The organism is Serratia entomophila, from assembly GCF_021462285.1.
Classification (GTDB): Bacteria; Pseudomonadota; Gammaproteobacteria; order Enterobacterales; family Enterobacteriaceae; genus Serratia; species Serratia entomophila.
Genome location: NZ_CP082787.1, coordinates 4,720,183 through 4,736,642 on the forward strand (window position 1 = coordinate 4,720,183; position 16,460 = coordinate 4,736,642).

Genomic DNA, 16,460 nt, shown 5'->3' on the forward strand with positions numbered 1-16,460 from the left:
GGAGGAATGAGGCAAACGCAATCTGCAGGCGAAAAAAAACCGACTTTCGTCGATTTCTTTGAATGTGGTCGGCGAGACTCAAACCTCCTTCGGAGGTGCTCATCCTCATAAACTGCAGGCGAAAAAAAACCTGCTTTAAAAAGCAGGTTTTTCGAATGTGGTCGGCGAGAGAGGATTCGAACCTCCGACCCACTGGTCCCAAACCAGTTGCGCTACCAAGCTGCGCTACTCGCCGATGCGGGGCGCATCTTACTGCTGGCGGTTATAGGCGTCAATCACTTTTTCGCCCCGGCGTTTCAAGTGCTGATAAAAGCGCCATAATGCGCTGCGCCGGGGTTGCGCAGCGCAGTTTACTCAGGCTTTGGCGGTTTTCAACGCCGGCGACTGGGCGCGCAGGAACGGCAGCAGGAACAGCGCCGACAGGCAGGCGGCGATGGAAATCACCACGAAGAAGCCGTTCCAGTGCCACACCTCCATCACCCGGGCGATCGGGTAGCCGGACAGCGCCGCCCCCAGGTAAGCGAACAGGCCGACGAAGCCGGTGGCCGCCCCGGCCGCATCTTTATGCGAACATTCCGCCGCCGCCATGCCGATCAGCATCTGCGGGCCGAAGATAAAGAAGCCGATGGCGAAGAAGCAGGCGGCCTGCAGCAGGTAGCTGAAGCCCGGCATGATCCACAGCGCCGCAACCGACAGGAAGATGCCGATGGCGAAGATCAGGTTCATCGGGCCGCGGTTGCCGCGGAACAGCTTGTCGGAGCCCCAGCCGGCCACCAGAGAACCGATAAAGCCGCCCACCTCAAACAGCGAGATGGCCGAGTTGGCGGTCATCAGCGAGTAGCCTTTTTCCTGCGTCAGATACAGGTTGCCCCAGTCGTTGATCGCGGTGCGCACGATATACACCAGCACATAGGATACCGCCAGCAGCCAGATGTACTTGTTGGTCAGCACGTAGCGTTTGATGATTTGGCGGTTGGTCAGCCCCTGGCCTTCCGATTCCTGCACCAGCTCCATGGCGTCGTTGCGCCATTTGCCGACGCTCGGCAGCCCCATGGTGGACGGCTTGTCACGCAGGCGCCAGCACATCAGCAGGCCCAGCGCCACGCCGATGATGCCCGGGATGATCATGCCGTAGCGCCAGCTGAAATGCAGCGAGATAAAGCCCACCAGCAGCGGGATCAGCGCGCCGCCAAAGTTGTGCGAGGTGTTCCAGACGGCCCACCAGCCGCCGCGTTCGGAGCGCGAGTACCAGCTGGTGAGGATTTTGGAGCACGGCGGCCAGCCCCAACCCTGGAAGAAGGCGTTGAGGATCCACAGCGTGCCCAGCATCAGCAGCGACGAACTGAGGCCGAAGAAGATATTCAGCACCCCGGTCATGATCAGGCCCAGCCCCATAAAATAGCGCGGGTTAGAGCGATCGCTGATCATGCCGGAGATAAACTTCGAACAGCCGTAGGTGATGTAGAACAGCGTACCGAGAATACCGACGTCGGACATCGTCAGGCCCAGATCGCTCAGCATCGCCGGCATGATGAAGTTGAAGCTTTTACGCGTGAAGTAAAACGCGGCATAGCCGATGTACATCGTCCACATCAGTTGGATACGCCAGTATTTATAGCTGGCGTCGATCTGTTTTTGATCGGTAACCTGCGGCGCATCCGGGCGGCTTTTAAGGAAAGACCACATGTGAAACCTCAGAGAATGAGAAAAGTGCCGCTATCATGCTGCGCGCGCGTGCCAATGGCTTACGCCGGATTCCCGGCGCGGCTAGGACATTTTCCTAGTTTTGCCCTCCCTCCGGTGAAACTGTGGGTAAGATCACACTCAGGCAGGCACCCTGCCCGGAGGTCAAGCGCAGGCTGCCGCCCAGCGCGCTGATACGCTCCTGCATGCCGCGCAGGCCGTAGCCCGGCTCATGGGTGGCCAAATCGACGCCCACGCCGTTGTCGCGGATGGTCAGGGCAATCTGCGGCGGCCGGCCTTTGCGCTTGTCCAGCCGCGCATCCAGCTCAATCCGGCTGGCGCCGGCGTGGCGGCAGACGTTGGTCACCCCCTCCTGGCACACCCGGTACAGCGTGATCTTCAGCGTCTCGTCCAGCACCTCGTCCGGCACCCGCCACTGCATGCTGCTCACCAACGAAGCGTCCTGCGGCAGCGATTCGCGCAGCATCGCCGCCACCGCCGCCGACAGCGGCAGATTATTCAGCGCGGCCGGCCACAGCTGGGTCAGCACGTCGTGCACGCCGTCATAGACCCGCAGCGCCAGCGCGTCGATGGTCTCGGCGCAGCCCACCACCCGCGGCTCCGGCGCCAGGCGCTTCACGATGCTGGCCTGGGTGCGGATCACGGTAATGGTCTGGCCGACCTCATCGTGCAGCTCGCGCGCTACGCTGCGGCGAGTTTGCTCCTCCGCCGTCACCAGCGCGCGCGCCAGTTGGCGGTTCTCCGCCAAGCGCAGCCGCAGCTGCTGGTTGAGTTCGCGCTGCCGCTGAATGCCGGCGCCGAGCAGCAGGCCGGTCAGGCTCTGGGCCAGCAGCGAAAGCAGCAGATCGCGGTGCGAATCCGGCTGCGGCGGCTCGTTGGCCACCAGCACGACGCCGTTGAGCAGGGTCGCCAGCAGCGCGCCCTGCCAGCCGTAACGGTAGGACATGAAAACGATTGGGATAGCCAGGCAGAAAGGCGCAAAGCGGCGCAGCTCGGCGACGTTGACCTGCTGCTGCAGCCAGATGCTGAGCGCAAACAGCAGCAAATAGCTGGCCAGATGGCGCAGGCGCAGCGTCACCGGCTTATGGATCAGGCCCGGCTCCAGCGGCACCCAAATCTGGCGCGCCAGATAGTGCCACAACAACAGGCAGGTCGGCGCAATGGTGAACCCGCCCGCCAGGCCCAGCAGCAGCACCCGCGCGCCGTCGCCGCTCACCAGCTGCCACACCAGCGCCTGCAGCGCCGCCGCCACCGCCACTACCGCCCCCTGCAGCAGCGGCCAGCGCCATTCGCTGTCGCTTTGTTGGTGGCGCAGCAGCCAGGGCGAAGCCAGCAGGCTGAGCAGCACCGTCAGCGCCAGCACCGCCACGGAGGCCCACAGCGCCGGGCCGTAGCCGAACTGATCGGCCAGCAGCAGCATCAGCAGCAGGTCGGCCAACAGGATGCCCGGCCAGAAGCGGTGCGGGCTTTGCAGCAAAATGCCCATCCGCAGACCGAACGGGAACAGCAGCAGCGCCTGCCACGGCGGGTCGATCAGCGCGGTGCCGACACCCCACAGGCAAAAGGCGCTGGTGGCGTAGATGAAAAACAGCGCCAGCTGGGTGATCAGGCGCTGCATCACAGGCTGAGCACCCGCTTCGCCAGCTCGACATTGTTATTGATGCCCAGTTTGGCGAACAGGTTGGCGCGATGCACGTGCACCGTCTTTGGCGACAGCCCCAACGCGGCGGCAATCTCCCGCACCTCCTGCCCTTGCGCCAGCAGCAGCGCGACTTCGCGTTCGCGGCGGGTCAGCGGATCCACCTTCACCCGCGCCAGCTGCTGGGCGATTTCCGGCATCAGGTACACGCCGCCGCCGGCGACGGTACGCACTGCGGTGATCAAATCTTCCGGCTTGCAGCGCTTGGAAAGAAAACCGCTGGCGCCGCGCTCCAGCGCCATTTCCACCAGCGCGGGGTTGTCATGCATCGACAGCATCACCACGCGGATGCCGGAGGGAATGTCCGCCAGCAGATCCAGCCCGCTGCCGTCCGGCATCGAAATATCGCAAATGCAGATCTCCGCCTCCAGCCCAGGCAAACCGGCGCGCGCCTGGGCCGCGCTGCTGAATTCGCCCACCACCTGGATGTCCGCTTCCAGCGACAGCAGCTGCACAAAGCCCGAACGCACAATGTCATGATCGTCAATAAACGCCACGCGCAGGGTCATGGAAATCTCCGGTCTGAGGGGGAAAGTGCGCAAGTATACCGCATGCACGCGCCGGATTAATTGATGGAGGGAATGTATTCGCGCGAATTGCCGGGCGTCGGGTACGCCCGGCAGGGGGAAAATTACAGCTTGTCCGGCGCCGCTTTATCCTGCGGGATATGGCACCAGTTGTTTTTGTCGACGATGCCGCCGTCCGGCGAGGTATAGCCGAGGCAACCGAGGATAGTGTCGAACAGCTCGACGTGACGGTGGGTCTTGCCGACGCGCTGCTGCGCCTGCAGCTGTTCAAAGGCGCTGAGGTGCTGCGGATCTTCCAGGAACTTGTCCGACGCCCACACCATCATTGGCACGCGGAACTGCTCAGCCGGCGCCATTTCGCGCGGCGTGCCGTGCAGGTGCGAGTTCTCGCCGATAGATTCGCCGTGGTCGGACGAATAGAACAGGATCGCCTTCTTATCGCGCACCTGGTCGATCACGTTGGCGATAAAGCTGTCGGTATACAGCACCGAGTTATCGAAGGCGTTAATCAACTGCTCCTTGGAGCAGAAGTCGTCCACCCCCATGCATTCCGGCTGATAGCGCGCATAGCTGCGCGGGTAGCGCTGGGAGTACAGGTAGTGCGAGCCTTTGGTATGCAGGATCACCAGATGCTTACCGCGCGGGTAGCGCGCCAGCGACTCCTTCATTTCGTCCACCAGCAGCATATCGTCGACGGATTTACCGTCGTTGCGCTTCTCGGAGGCGATCATCTCGCGGAACGAATAGTTGTCCACTTCGGTGTTGTTGTAGAACCACACCTCGCTCTGCATGGCGAACAGTTCAGAGGTGAAGCCCAAATCCTTCATCACCGCAAACACGTTTTGTTCTTTCAGCGTGCGCTGCGGGTTGTCGGCGGTGCCGCCCTCGCGCACGAACATGCAGCGCAGCGACAGCTTGGTGGCGGTATCGCAGGATTCACCGCGGAACGCCACCAGGTTCTTCTCTTTCGACAGCCGCGGCGTGGTGTCGCGATCGTAACCCAGCATGCCCATGTGATCCCAACGCGTGGTCTCGCCGATGATGAACACCACGTAGGTGTCGTCGATATCCGCCGGCGGCACATAGGTGAAACTCTTGCCCGGATCGAACATGTTGGCCTGATCCTGGCTCTCGTCATAGCGGGTGTAGGCGAACAGCCCCAGCGCCGACAGCCAGTTGGACGGCAGATAAGAGTGCGCCACCACGCCGCCGTAGCTCGGCAAATCGACGTTGGTGATTTTTTCCTGCGCGCTCTGCTCGTTGTCCAGCATGCGCAGCGGCAGCCAGACCAGCGCCACCACCGCCAGCAGCACCAGCAGCGGCTTCAGGCGGTGGCCGGGGGTTTTCAGCTGTTCAATCAGCGTGTAACGCAGGTTGTTCTTCCAGATAAACAGCAACGGCAAGGCGCTGACCACCGCCATCCACAGGAAGAAATGCAGGCCGATGACCTCTTTGGAGAGATCGATATCGGTGGTCATCACCGACACCACGATGCCGTAGCCGATCACCACGTTGAAGAACGTCATGTAATAGCTGGCGGCAACCGAAATCAGCACCAGCAGCGAGGCGACGATGCGATAAAACAGCCGGCCGCCCAGCGACACCAGCCGCATGATGAAGAAGGTGAACAGAACGATGGCGATAACCTCAGTTACCGCGGAAATAACCTTAATGCCCTGAATGCCGTGCGAAAATGAATCAAAACGACGATAAAAAACGGAAAGGTTCAAAAAGATGCCGATATAGATCGCTAACAATAACGATAAATTCTGCTGCGATAGCGATTTCACTTTGTTCATGTAACGCGGTGGCTCCGGGGACGGTGTAGCTGTTCTGAATCTGTCAGACATTTATTGCGGCTGCTGGTTCAGCCGAACGGCAATAAGCGTTATTTTGTGGGCAATAATCAAGAGAATTCTCACAAAATGGGCATTTTTTACCATTTTTTGTGAACTGCGGGCGAGGAGTATTGAAAATAAAATGGAGGGGCAGCCCTCCATTTTTCCGGGGGATCGGCAAAAAACGTTATTTAACGTTGAGGGTGACGTCAATATTGCCGCGGGTAGCGTTGGAGTATGGGCACACCACGTGGGCTTTCTTCACCAGATCTTCCGCCACGCTGCGTTCGATGCCCGGCAGGCTGATGTCCAGCTGCACTTCGATACCGAAACCGTTAGGGATTTCGCCAATGCCGACGGTGCCGTCAATTTTGGCTTCGGCCGGGATTTTGACCTTTTCTTTCGCCGCGACAAACTTCAGCGCGCCGAGGAAGCAGGCCGAATAGCCGGCCGCGAACAGCTGCTCCGGGTTGGTGACTTCGCCACCGGCGCCGCCCATTTCTTTCGGCACGCCCAGTTTCACATCCAGCACGCCGTCGGATGAGGTCGCACGGCCGTCGCGGCCACCGGTTGCCGTTGCATGAGCGCGGTAAACAACTTTTTCAATGGACATAGTTCATTCCTTCTTGCTGGTTGGAGGCATGACGGCGGCTGCATTCACGCAGCGCCGACCACAGGTTTATCTTTCGCGATTAAATCGCACACTACTTATATTCGCCACGTCTAATCAGTGTAGACCACCCGCGCCGATCTTGCGTCCGGCGCCGAGGGATCAAACCTGGTCGTTCAGGCTGCCGCGCAGTTTTTCCAGCTGCTGTTTGAGCGTGACTATCTCGTCCAGGCTGCAGTCGGTCGCGCACATCACCGCTTCTGGCACCGCCTGCGCCTTTTCGCGCAGCGTGCGGCCGGCGGCCGTCAGCGCAATGATCACCTGCCGCTCGTCGGCGGTGCCGCGATAGCGCGTCAGCAGGCCGGCGGCTTCCAGCCGTTTCAGCAGCGGGGTGAGCGTGGCGGAGTCGAGGAACAGCCGCTCACCGATGTCTGACACTCTGAGTTCATCCCGCTCCCACAGCACCAGCATCACCAGATACTGCGGATAGGTCAGATCGAGCTGGCTCAGCAGCTTGCGATACACCTTATGCAGCGCCAGGTTGGCGGAGTACAGGGCAAAACACAGCTGCTGATCGAGCTGCAGCATGTTTTTCGCAATGGGTTGTTCGGCGCTTTTACTTTTCATATTCCGAATATAGGTAGTGCACGATGTAATCGCAAGCTATTTTTTAAACGCTGTGCTACATTTTTTCTATGCAGAGGATGCCACAGCAGGGTGCTGTGCGGAGGAAATGGATATGACAAGCACACTGGCGGAACGCGCGCGCCGCTACGCCACCAAGGCGCATGCGGCCATCGATCAGCGCCGCAAATACAGCAACGCGCCCTACATCGTCCACCCGCAGGCGGTAATGGAAATCGTCAGCAGCGTGCCGCACACCGAAGAGATGCTGGCCGCCGCCTGGCTGCACGACACCGTGGAAGACACGCCCACCACCCTCGGCGATATCGAAAGCCATTTCGGGCCGAAGGTGGCGGAACTGGTAGGAATGCTGACCAACGTCAGCAGCGCCGGCGACGGCAACCGCTACGAACGCAAGAACCGCGATCGGCGCCACAGCGCCAGCGCCTCGCCGCAGGCCAAAACCATCAAGCTGGCGGATCTTATCGACAACACCCGCTCGCTGCTGGAGTTCGACAGCCACTTCGCTCAGACCTACCTGATCGAAAAACAGCGGCTGCTGGAAGTGCTGACCGAAGGCGATCCGACTCTGTGGCGCCAGGCCAGCCACATCGTCGAACAGGGGCTGGCCAGGCTGCAACAGCCGCCGCATAACGTCCCGGCCAGCTGGTTCGAGCACGCCCGCCAGCGCTACCGGGAAAACGACGCGGCCTAGAAGGTCACCACGGTTTTCAGCGCCGTCACCCAGGCGTCCTGGGTTTCGCTGACCCCGGCCGGATGGTGCCAGTATTGCAAACCGGGCTGCAGCTGCAGCCACGGCGTGAGGTTAACGCGATAATACAGCTCCGCGGTCAGCGAACGGCCCGGCACCGGCCGGTAATTTGGATCGCCGTAGTCGCTGATGCCGTTGATCTGGTTGATATAGCGCTGGTTATCCCGATAGCTGTCGCTCAGCTTGACCACCGATACGCCCAACCCCAGCCAGTCGTCCGGCCGCGCGTCGAACGGGCCGCGATAGCGAATGCCGGTCGAGGTGGCCCAGTGCATATAGTTGCTGCGCCGATCCGCCAGCCCCAGGCTGTAGAACAGGCTCAGGCCGCGGTTGGCGTCATCGGCATGACGCGTCACCTGCTGGTTGAAACCGGAATACAGGAACCAGGTGCGGTTATGGCTGCGGTACCCTTGCGGATCGCTGGCACCCGGCCCGCCGGACGCCCCTTCATAGAGATCGCTCTGGCGCGCGTTGGTGAACAGCACGCCCAGGTTATACACCCCCGGCAGCTGGTTGACGGCGTGGGTTTTCAGCTCCAACTCCATCGGCAACAGGAAGCCTTTGCTGCCCCTGGTAGACCCGCTCCAGGCATGGCTGCGGCTGGGCGCATCCGGGTTTTGCTCCATAATGCCGCCCTTCAGCGTCAGGCCGTCGGTCAGCTTGTACTGCAGCGTGGTACCCCAGTAATGCACGTTCCAGTTGTACCAGGTCATGGAGTTGGCGGACTTGCCGCCGCACAGCGTCAACGTCTGGAAATCGCAGGGGATGATCTGATCGAAATCCTGCACCTTGTTCATCATGCCGATGCGCCACTGCAGCCGGCGCTCGAGGAAGCTGCGGCTGAAGGTCAGCCAACCCAGGCGAGTGATCGACTGGCCGCCGTAGCTCTCCTGCGACAAATCGGTAAAGCCGACGCGCGGATCCTGCAAACGATCGCGGGTCAGGTTGTTGTCGTGGTTGCGGTTGACGATATTGCCCTCAATCGCCGCATCCGGCATGCCGGTCAGCGCCTGCAGATCCTGGCTGAAGGTCAGTGAGAACTGATCGATATACGAAGCCTGCTTGTCGTGGTTATAACCGCCGCCGGCGTTATACGACAGCTGGCTGAGGTAGCCGAGGTTGTAGTGAAAGCCGTGATCTTCCAGGATCGGCCGGATCCCCAACATATCGCCCAACAGCCCAGGCTGCGGCGTTTCGAAGCCGAGCGCCACCCCTTGCCATTTGGCGGTTGGCGCCTCGACGTCCTTGGCGGTTTGCAGCGTTTCGGCCTGCGCCTGGCCGCACAGCAGCGCGAGCGCCGCCAGGGTTAACGGATTAGGTATCGGGTATTTCATTATTATATTTCTCCGCACAATGGCTGATTGCGGGCAACAGCATTCCCTGGGGGAAATTCCCCATAATTTTCAGCAGTGGTTCAAGGTGATTGCCCGGCGCTTGCCGCCGGGCTGATTTATGCCAGTTAGCCTTTCTGTTTCAGGCTGTTGCCGTTGCTGTGGATCACATCGCGGTACCAATAGAAGCTCTTTTTGCGGCGGCGTTCCAGGCTGCCGTTGCCGGCGTCGTCGCGGTCGACATAAATAAAGCCGTAGCGCTTCGACATTTCGGCCTTCGAGGCGCTGACCAGATCGATAGGGCCCCAGCTGGTGTAGCCCATCACCTCGACGCCGTCGTCGATCGCCTCGGCCACCTGTACCAGATGGTCATTGAGGTAGTTGATGCGGTAGTCGTCGTTGATGCTGCCGTCAGCCTCGACGCGGTCCTTGGCGCCCAGGCCGTTTTCGACGATAAACAGCGGTTTCTGGTAGCGGTCATACAGCACGTTGAGCAGGTAGCGCAGGCCGACGGGATCTATCTGCCAGCCCCACTCCGAGCTGGCCAGGTGCGGGTTCGGCACCATATCGAGAATGTTGCCGCGCGCCGTTTCGTACTGCTCCGGGTCGGCGGTGGCGCAGCCGCTCATGTAGTAGCTGAACGAGATGAAGTCGATGGTTTCGCGCAGCGTTTGCCGATCTTCCTCGGTGATCGCCACCTGAATACCGTTTTCGCGGAAGAAGCGCTGCATGTAGGCCGGGTAATAACCGCGTGCCTGCACGTCGCCGAAGAACAGCCAGTCGCGGTTTTGCCGCTGGGTTTCCAGCAGATCTTCCGGCTTGCAGCTGAGCGGGTACAGAATGCCGCCCAGCAGCATGTTGCCGATTTTGCCCTGCGGCACGATCTCGTGGCAGGCCTTCACCGCTCTGGCGCTGGCCACCAGCTGATGGTGGATCGCCTGATAGATGGCGCTTTTGTCGCTGTCTGCCGGCAGGCCGACGCCGGTGAAGGGCGCGTGCAGCGACATGTTGATCTCGTTGAAGGTCAGCCAGTGCTTGACCTTGTGCTTATAGCGTTCGAACACGGTGCGCGCATAGCGCTCGAAGAAGCCGATGGTCGCGCGGCTGCCCCAGCCGCCGTATTTCTGCGTCAGGCCATAGGGCATTTCGTAGTGCGACAGGGTGATCAGCGGCTGAATGCCGTATTTCGCCATCTCGTCGAACAGCCGATCGTAAAACGCCAGCCCGGCTTCGTTCGGGGTCTCTTCGTCGCCCTGCGGGAAAATGCGCGCCCAGGCGATCGAGGTGCGCAGGCACTTGAAGCCCATTTCGGCGAACAACGCGATATCTTGCGGATAGCGATGATAAAAATCGATCGCCAGGTCCTTGATGCCGCTGTCGCCCTCATGGCGCGGCGTGATGGCGCCGAAGATGCCCTGCGGCTGCAGATCGGAGGTCGATAAGCCTTTGCCGTCGGTCAGATAAGCGCCTTCGACCTGGTTGGCCGCTACCGCGCCGCCCCACAGAAAATCGTGTGGAAATTTGCCGTTCATCGCTTGCTCCTCAGTTAACGTAATAAAGTCAGCAGCGGCGCCCGTTCCTGCACCGGAGACAGGCCGCTGGTCAACACGTCCACGTAGTCATCGCTGTTGCTGACGATGATCGGCGTGGTGGTGTCATAGCCGGCGGCATGGATCGCCGCCTGGTCAAACTCAATCAGCAGATCGCCCGGCGCCACCCGGTCGCCGACCTGCACGTGGGCGGTAAAATGCAGCCCGTCGAGCCGCACGGTATCGATGCCGACGTGGATCAGGATCTCCGCACCGTCGTCCGATTCGATGCCGATGGCGTGTTTGGTTTTGAACAGCGACACCACGCTGCCCGCGGCCGGTGCCACCACCCGCCCCTGCTGCGGCGCTATCGCCACCCCTTTGCCCAGCAGGCCGCTGGCGAAGGTCGCATCCTTCACCTGCTCCAGCGGCACGATGTCGCCGGCGATCGGGCTGAGGATCTGTTCTTTACGGTTGAGCGGCTCGGCGCCGGCCGGTTCAGCCTCCGCCGGCTTCACGCCGAACAGATAGCTGGCCAGCGCGGCGAAGCAGAATGACAGCAGCGTGCCGCCGATCGCGCCCCATACCGTGGCGTCGAAGCCGCCGGCGGGTATGATCTGCGCAAAGGTGAATATATTGACCAGCCCGAACGAGTAGACCGAGGTATGGAAATAGCCGATCACCGCGCCGCCCAGCGCGCCGCCGACGCAGCCGAAGATAAACGGCCGCTTGTTCGGCAGCGTGACGCCGTACACCGCCGGTTCGGTGATGCCGAAGATGCCGGCGCCGAGGGCCGAAGCGGACAGCGCCCGCAGCCTGGCGTCGCGGGTGCGCAGCATCACGCCCAGCGTGGCGCCCACCTGCCCCATCACCGCCGGCAGCAGCAGCGGCACCATGGTGTCGCGCCCCAGCACGCTCAGGTTATTGATCATTAGCGGCACCAGCCCCCAGTGCAGGCCGAAGATCACGCACACCTGCCACATCGCGCCGATAAAGGCGCCGGCGACGATCGGGTTAAAGGCGTAGATGCTTTGGTAGCCGTGCGCCAGCAGCTGGCTCAGCCAGGTCGCCGCCGGGCCGATCAGCAGGAAGGTCAGCGGCACGGTCACCACCAGGCACAGCAGCGGGGTAATGAAATTGCGCACCGCGCTGTGGATCACCTTGTTAAACAGCGGCTCCAGGCGGCAGGACACCCAGGCGGCGAAAACGATCGGGATCACCGACGAGCTGTAGTTGATGAAGGTCAGCGGAATGCCGAAGAAATATTCGCGCGCCGCGCCCGGCTGCTGCGCGGCTTCGAACGCCGCCATCATCAGCGGATGGGTCAGCGCGCCGCCGATCGCCATGGTGACGAACGGGTTGCCGCCAAACTTTTTCCCGGCGGTATAGCCCAGCATGATCGGGAAGAAATAGAACAGCGCATCGCTGGCGGCGAACAGCATTTTAAAGGTGCCGCCGCTCTCCAGCAGCCAGCCGCAGGCCAGGCTCAGCGCCAGCAGCCCCTTCAGCACCCCCGAAGCAGCCATCACCCCCAACAGCGGGGTAAAGATGCCGGAAACCACGTCGATAAAGCGGCTGAGCAGGTTCTCTTGCTTATCGTCCGCGTCGTCCGCCGCCGCGTCGCCCTCGCCCAGGCCGCCAACCTGATTGACCGCGCGGTACACCTCCGCCACGTGGTTGCCCACCACCACCTGAAACTGCCCGCCGCTTTCCACCACCATGATGACGCCCGGTTTTTTCTTCAGCGCCGCCGCATTGGCGCGGCGATCGTCGCGCAGCTTGAAGCGCAGGCGGGTGGCGCAGTGCACCAGGCTTTTTACGTTGTCGCGGCCACCGACGCCGGCCAAAATCTCACTGGCTAATGCTTCATATTTCATACGGTTATCCTTAAAATCCGCGTTCTACCGATCCCACCCGGCGCTGGCCAAGCGCCGCGGCGGAATTCAGCGCAAAAAAAAACCTAAACCTCGCGGCCTCTGCCCCTTCGGGGAACAGAAACGCGAGGTTTAGGTTTTGCCTGCCGGAGCAGTAACAACCCTAAAGCGGCTGAGTTATGACGTTACCACCCAGGTTTTCGCCCCGGCAAGGCTTTGCGCCGGCAAATTGCGGAACTGTGATCCACCGGGCAAAAGCGGCTCAGTGGGCAAAATAATGCAGCCCGCCGTCTACCGGGATCACCGCGCCGGTGATATAGCGCGCGAGCGGGGAACAAAGAAACGCCGCCAGATAGGCCATGTCTTCCGGCTCACCGAAATAGCCGATCGGAATATGCTGTGCGATATAGGCCTGCCGCGCCGCGTCGGTCGGATACAGCCGTTCGCGGATCTGCTCGCTGTTGATGCGCCCGGGCTGCAGCGTATTGACGGTGATGCCCTGCGCCGCCACGTCGCCGGCCAATCCTTTGGCCCACAGGTGCAGCGCCCCCTTGGCCGCGCTGGCGGCGCTCAGGCTGCGCGGCTCCATCGACCCGCTGATGTTGATCACCCGCCCCCAGCCCTGCGCCTGCATGCGCGGCAGCAGCGCCTGCGTCAAGCGGCGCGCCGGGGTAAAGTTCAGGGCGAAGGCCGCATCCCAACCGCGATCGTCTTCGTCGAGCGCCGTTGGCTGAAAGGCGCCCACCGCGTTGATCAGGATATCAATCGTCCCCATCAGCCGCAGCGCCTGCGCCGCCAACCCGGCCAGCGCCGCAGCGTCGGTGATGTCCGCCGTTATCACCTGCGGCCGCACCGCGCCCTGCCGTTCAACTTCGTCCGCCAGCGCCTGCAGCCTGTCGCCGCGCCGCGCCGTCGCCACCACCCGCACGCCCTGAGCCGCCAGCACCCGCACCATGCCGGCGCCGATACCTTCGCTGGCGCCGGTCACCAGCGCGGTGCGTTGTTGAAGCTGTAAATTCATAAGATATCCTAATTGAATAATTCAATTTTGCGGAAAGAATGTACGCATTGAATCACGCCGCGCTCTGTGTGAATATTCCTTAAAATCGCATCGATACTGTGCAGGAATTCACTGATGTTCGACTGGCAGGATTTAAAACACTTTATGGCGCTGGCGCGCACCGGTTCACTGTCGGCGGCGGCGCGGGAGCTGGGCTGCGATCACGCCACCGTCGGGCGGCGGGTGGCGGCGCTGGAAAAGGCGCTGGGCCTGCGTTTGATCGTACGGCTGCCGCGCAGCACGCCGCTGACCCAGGACGGGCACGCGATAGCCGGGCTGGCGATCGATATCGACGCGCAAAGCCAGGCCATCATCCGCTATGCGCGCAGCGCCGGCGACACCCCGCAGGCCAGCGTGCGCGTCAGCGCGCCGCCGTCGATTGCCGCCGAGATAATCGCCCCGCGCATCGCCGAATTCCACCGGGCTTTCCCGCAGATAGCGCTGGCGCTTTCCGGCGAATCGGCGATTGCCGAGCTGGATCGCGGCGAGGCCGATATTGCGGTGCGCATGGTGCGGCCGCAGCAGCCGGACTTGCTGGTGCGGCGCATCGGCATGATGCGTTACGGGCTGTACGCTGCGCCGCAGCACGCCGCGCTGCCGGAAGCGGCGCGCCGTTTTATCGCCTATGACCATCACTACCGGCACCAGCCGCATCAGCAATGGCTGCAGGCACTGTTGCTGGGGCGCCCGATAGTGTTTCAGGCCAGCGACCTGTTTTCGCTGCAGCAGGCGGCGCGATCGGGGCTGGGCGCCGTGGTATTGCCGACGTTCGTCGCCGATAACGACCCGCTGCTGGTGCCGCTGCCCACGGCTGTCGCCCCGCCGACGCGCGAGCTGTGGCTGGTCACCTATCCCGATTTGGCGCGCACCGCCGCCGTGCGCGCGGTAATGGATTTTCTGGAGGAATCGCTCGAAAAACACTGCCCATTGCCGACGTAAAACATCAGTACCGCTAATTGAATGCTGGACAAAAGTCACGCGGGGGATTATTACTGATCGCCGGGTAATCTACTTTTAGGGACGACAACAATCATGACGTTACGTACGGAGTTTGGACGAATTTTGATTACCGGCGCGGGCGGCCGGGTCGCCACGGCATTTCGTCAATCGGTGGGCAATCGCTATCAACTGCGACTGGCGGAAAGAGACATCAGCCTGTTGACCGACCTGCAACCCGACGACGAAGTCATCAGCTTCAACATTGCCGATCTTGACGCCTGCCGCGCGGCCTGCGCCAACATCGACACCGTGCTGCACCTGGCGGCCGATCCTTCCCCCGACGCCGATTTTTGCGGCTCGCTGATGGACAATAACATCCTCGGCACCTTCAATATCTTCCGCGCGGCGAAAGACGCCGGCTGCAAACGCGTGGTGTTCGCCAGCAGTGCGCAGGCGGTGGAAGGCTACCCGCTGGATCACCAGATCCGCCCGCAAGACGCGCCGAAGCCGAAAAACCTGTACGGCGCCAGCAAGGCGTTCGGCGAAGGCATCGCCGCCTACTTCGCCCATCAGGAAGGGCTTTCCGCGCTGTCGGTGCGCATCGCCAACTTCACCACCCTGGCGGCCGGCGAACGGCTCAGCGCGCGCGACATGAGCGCTTTCCTCAGCCACCGCGACGCCGCCGATCTGCTGGAGCGCTGCATTCGCGTCGAAGGCGTGCAGCATGCGGTGGTGCACGGCGTTTCCAACAACCGCTACAAACGGCTGTCGCTGGACGAAACCAGCCGCCTGCTCGGCTACTACCCGCAGGACGACGCGTTCAGCATTCTTGGTTTTGAATAAAGCGGACGAGCGGCGGGCGAGAGAACAACGCCGGGCGTAACCCGGCGTTTTGGGCCGATTACGGCTTTTCGGCGATTTTGCGCAGGTATTCGTTATTTTTGAACGCAATAATGACCATTTCAAACGCCACGCGCACGAACACGCCGCCAATGATGATGCCGAACAGGCCACGGAACACCTCGCCGTAAAACATCATGCCGATGCCGCTGATCAACACCCCCAGCAGCGCCAGCCAATAAACGACGGTAATAATTTTCGGCGTCAGCATGGCGTCAAAGAAGAAAATATTTCTCATGGTAAATCTTTCCTTAATTCGTTATTTAATTATCCCAGAGGCGCCACAGAGCGTGGCGGCTATTTTTGTACGCAGCTAATCATAGCGAGTAACCTCGCGAATAGAATAGAAAAATCCACTTACCTTTTGAAATAGGTTAATCATGATCAATTCAGTGGCACGTACCCTTTCCGCCGCCTTGCTGGCGCTGCTGCTGTGCAGCCAGAGCGCATTGGCGCAGGAAACGCTGATCTTCGTGCGGCACGGTGAAAAACCCGCCGATAACAGCGGGCAACTGACCTGCAAAGGATTAAACCGGGCACTGGCGTTACCGGAGGTGCTGTTGAAGCGCTACGGAAAACCCGACTTTATCTTCGCCGCCGGACCGAAGGAGAATAAGCTCGGCAGCTCGCTGCGGGCGCTGTCGACCATCATGCCCACCGCGGTGCGCACCGGATTGCCGATCGGCATTCAGTTCCATGCCGACGACGTGGCCGGGCTGCAGCAGGAATTGCTCAGCGATAAATACCAAAATTCACGCATTTTCATCGCCTGGGAGCACAAGAACCTCGACAAAGCAGTGAAGAGCATCGTGGCAGCACGCGGCGGCGACGCCAATCAGGTACCCGAATGGCCAGGCAGCGACTTCGACAGCATCTTCGTAGTGACGCTGGATCAGGGCAAAGTGGCCTTCAGGCAGGAGAGCGAGGGGCTGACGCAGCTGGCGGACAGCTGCCCGGGTGCGGGCTGAACGCGGCGACCCCAATCGCCAAAGAAAATATTTAAATACGCATAAACCCTGAGTTATTGAGCCCCTTCCTTTGGAACGGGGCTTT

General features: G+C 61.4%; 15 protein-coding genes and 1 tRNA gene. 4 read left to right on the top strand and 12 right to left on the bottom strand.

The features are described 5' to 3' along the window. Positions 1-158 precede the first annotated feature (158 nt). From KHA73_RS22600 to KHA73_RS22630, 7 genes are all read right to left on the bottom strand, one after another. Positions 159-235: transfer RNA gene (locus tag KHA73_RS22600), tRNA-Pro, on the bottom strand. A gap of 119 nt (positions 236-354) precedes the next feature. Continuing rightward, positions 355-1,686, bottom strand: coding sequence for an MFS transporter (gene uhpC / locus KHA73_RS22605; protein WP_234586891.1), 1,332 nt, complete (start codon positions 1,684-1,686; stop codon positions 355-357). A 94-nt stretch (positions 1,687-1,780) separates the two neighbouring features. Beyond that, complete coding sequence (gene uhpB, locus KHA73_RS22610) at positions 1,781-3,322, bottom strand: signal transduction histidine-protein kinase/phosphatase UhpB (RefSeq protein WP_234591369.1); 1,542 nt, start codon at positions 3,320-3,322, stop codon at positions 1,781-1,783. Then, positions 3,322-3,912 (bottom strand): transcriptional regulator UhpA, encoded by a 591-nt coding sequence (gene uhpA / locus KHA73_RS22615; protein WP_234586893.1) that lies wholly within the window; start codon positions 3,910-3,912, stop codon positions 3,322-3,324. Before uhpA ends, uhpB begins: the two co-directional genes overlap by 1 nt. A gap of 122 nt (positions 3,913-4,034) precedes the next feature. Continuing rightward, positions 4,035-5,729, bottom strand: coding sequence for a kdo(2)-lipid A phosphoethanolamine 7''-transferase (eptB, locus tag KHA73_RS22620; protein WP_234586895.1), 1,695 nt, complete (start codon positions 5,727-5,729; stop codon positions 4,035-4,037). 226 nt (positions 5,730-5,955) lie between these two features. Continuing rightward, positions 5,956-6,381, bottom strand: a complete 426-nt coding sequence (locus tag KHA73_RS22625; RefSeq protein WP_004934114.1) for an organic hydroperoxide resistance protein — start codon at positions 6,379-6,381, stop codon at positions 5,956-5,958. A gap of 159 nt (positions 6,382-6,540) precedes the next feature. Next, positions 6,541-7,005: a MarR family winged helix-turn-helix transcriptional regulator gene (locus KHA73_RS22630; protein ID WP_234586897.1), complete on the bottom strand. Its 465-nt coding sequence runs from the start codon at positions 7,003-7,005 to the stop codon at positions 6,541-6,543. 112 nt (positions 7,006-7,117) lie between these two features. On the opposite strand from KHA73_RS22630, the gene KHA73_RS22635 reads away from it, so the two are divergent. After that, entirely contained in the window at positions 7,118-7,717 is a 600-nt protein-coding gene (locus tag KHA73_RS22635; protein WP_234586898.1) for an HD domain-containing protein, read from the top strand. Here KHA73_RS22635 and KHA73_RS22640 read toward each other — a convergent pair. The 4 genes from KHA73_RS22640 to KHA73_RS22655 all read right to left on the bottom strand — a co-directional run bounded on the left by KHA73_RS22640 (position 7,714) and on the right by KHA73_RS22655 (position 13,529). Next, positions 7,714-9,108 carry a carbohydrate porin gene (locus KHA73_RS22640; protein ID WP_234586900.1) on the bottom strand — a complete coding sequence of 465 codons (1,395 nt, stop codon included), beginning with the start codon at positions 9,106-9,108 and terminating at the stop codon, positions 7,714-7,716. The genes KHA73_RS22635 and KHA73_RS22640 overlap by 4 nt on opposite strands. A 125-nt stretch (positions 9,109-9,233) precedes the next feature. Continuing rightward, positions 9,234-10,637: a glycoside hydrolase family 1 protein gene (locus KHA73_RS22645; protein WP_234586901.1), complete on the bottom strand. Its 1,404-nt coding sequence runs from the start codon at positions 10,635-10,637 to the stop codon at positions 9,234-9,236. A gap of 14 nt (positions 10,638-10,651) precedes the next feature. Further along, a complete protein-coding gene (gene bglF, locus KHA73_RS22650; protein WP_234586903.1) occupies positions 10,652-12,511 on the bottom strand; it encodes a PTS beta-glucoside transporter subunit IIABC in 1,860 nt (619 codons plus the stop codon). 259 nt (positions 12,512-12,770) lie between these two features. Next, positions 12,771-13,529: an SDR family NAD(P)-dependent oxidoreductase gene (locus KHA73_RS22655; RefSeq protein ID WP_234586904.1), complete on the bottom strand. Its 759-nt coding sequence runs from the start codon at positions 13,527-13,529 to the stop codon at positions 12,771-12,773. A gap of 114 nt (positions 13,530-13,643) precedes the next feature. Between KHA73_RS22655 and KHA73_RS22660 the strand changes: the two genes are divergently transcribed. Continuing rightward, positions 13,644-14,507 carry a LysR family transcriptional regulator gene (locus tag KHA73_RS22660; protein WP_234586906.1) on the top strand — a complete coding sequence of 288 codons (864 nt, stop codon included), beginning with the start codon at positions 13,644-13,646 and terminating at the stop codon, positions 14,505-14,507. A 93-nt stretch (positions 14,508-14,600) separates the two neighbouring features. Beyond that, positions 14,601-15,350, top strand: a complete 750-nt coding sequence (locus KHA73_RS22665; protein ID WP_234586907.1) for an NAD-dependent epimerase/dehydratase family protein — start codon at positions 14,601-14,603, stop codon at positions 15,348-15,350. Between the two features lie 58 nt (positions 15,351-15,408). Here the strand turns inward: KHA73_RS22665 and KHA73_RS22670 are convergent, their stop codons facing one another. After that, entirely contained in the window at positions 15,409-15,645 is a 237-nt protein-coding gene (locus tag KHA73_RS22670; protein WP_234586909.1) for a DUF4282 domain-containing protein, read from the bottom strand. A 142-nt stretch (positions 15,646-15,787) separates the two neighbouring features. Between KHA73_RS22670 and KHA73_RS22675 the strand changes: the two genes are divergently transcribed. After that, positions 15,788-16,375: a histidine phosphatase family protein gene (locus tag KHA73_RS22675; protein WP_261144029.1), complete on the top strand. Its 588-nt coding sequence runs from the start codon at positions 15,788-15,790 to the stop codon at positions 16,373-16,375. Positions 16,376-16,460 lie beyond the last annotated feature (85 nt).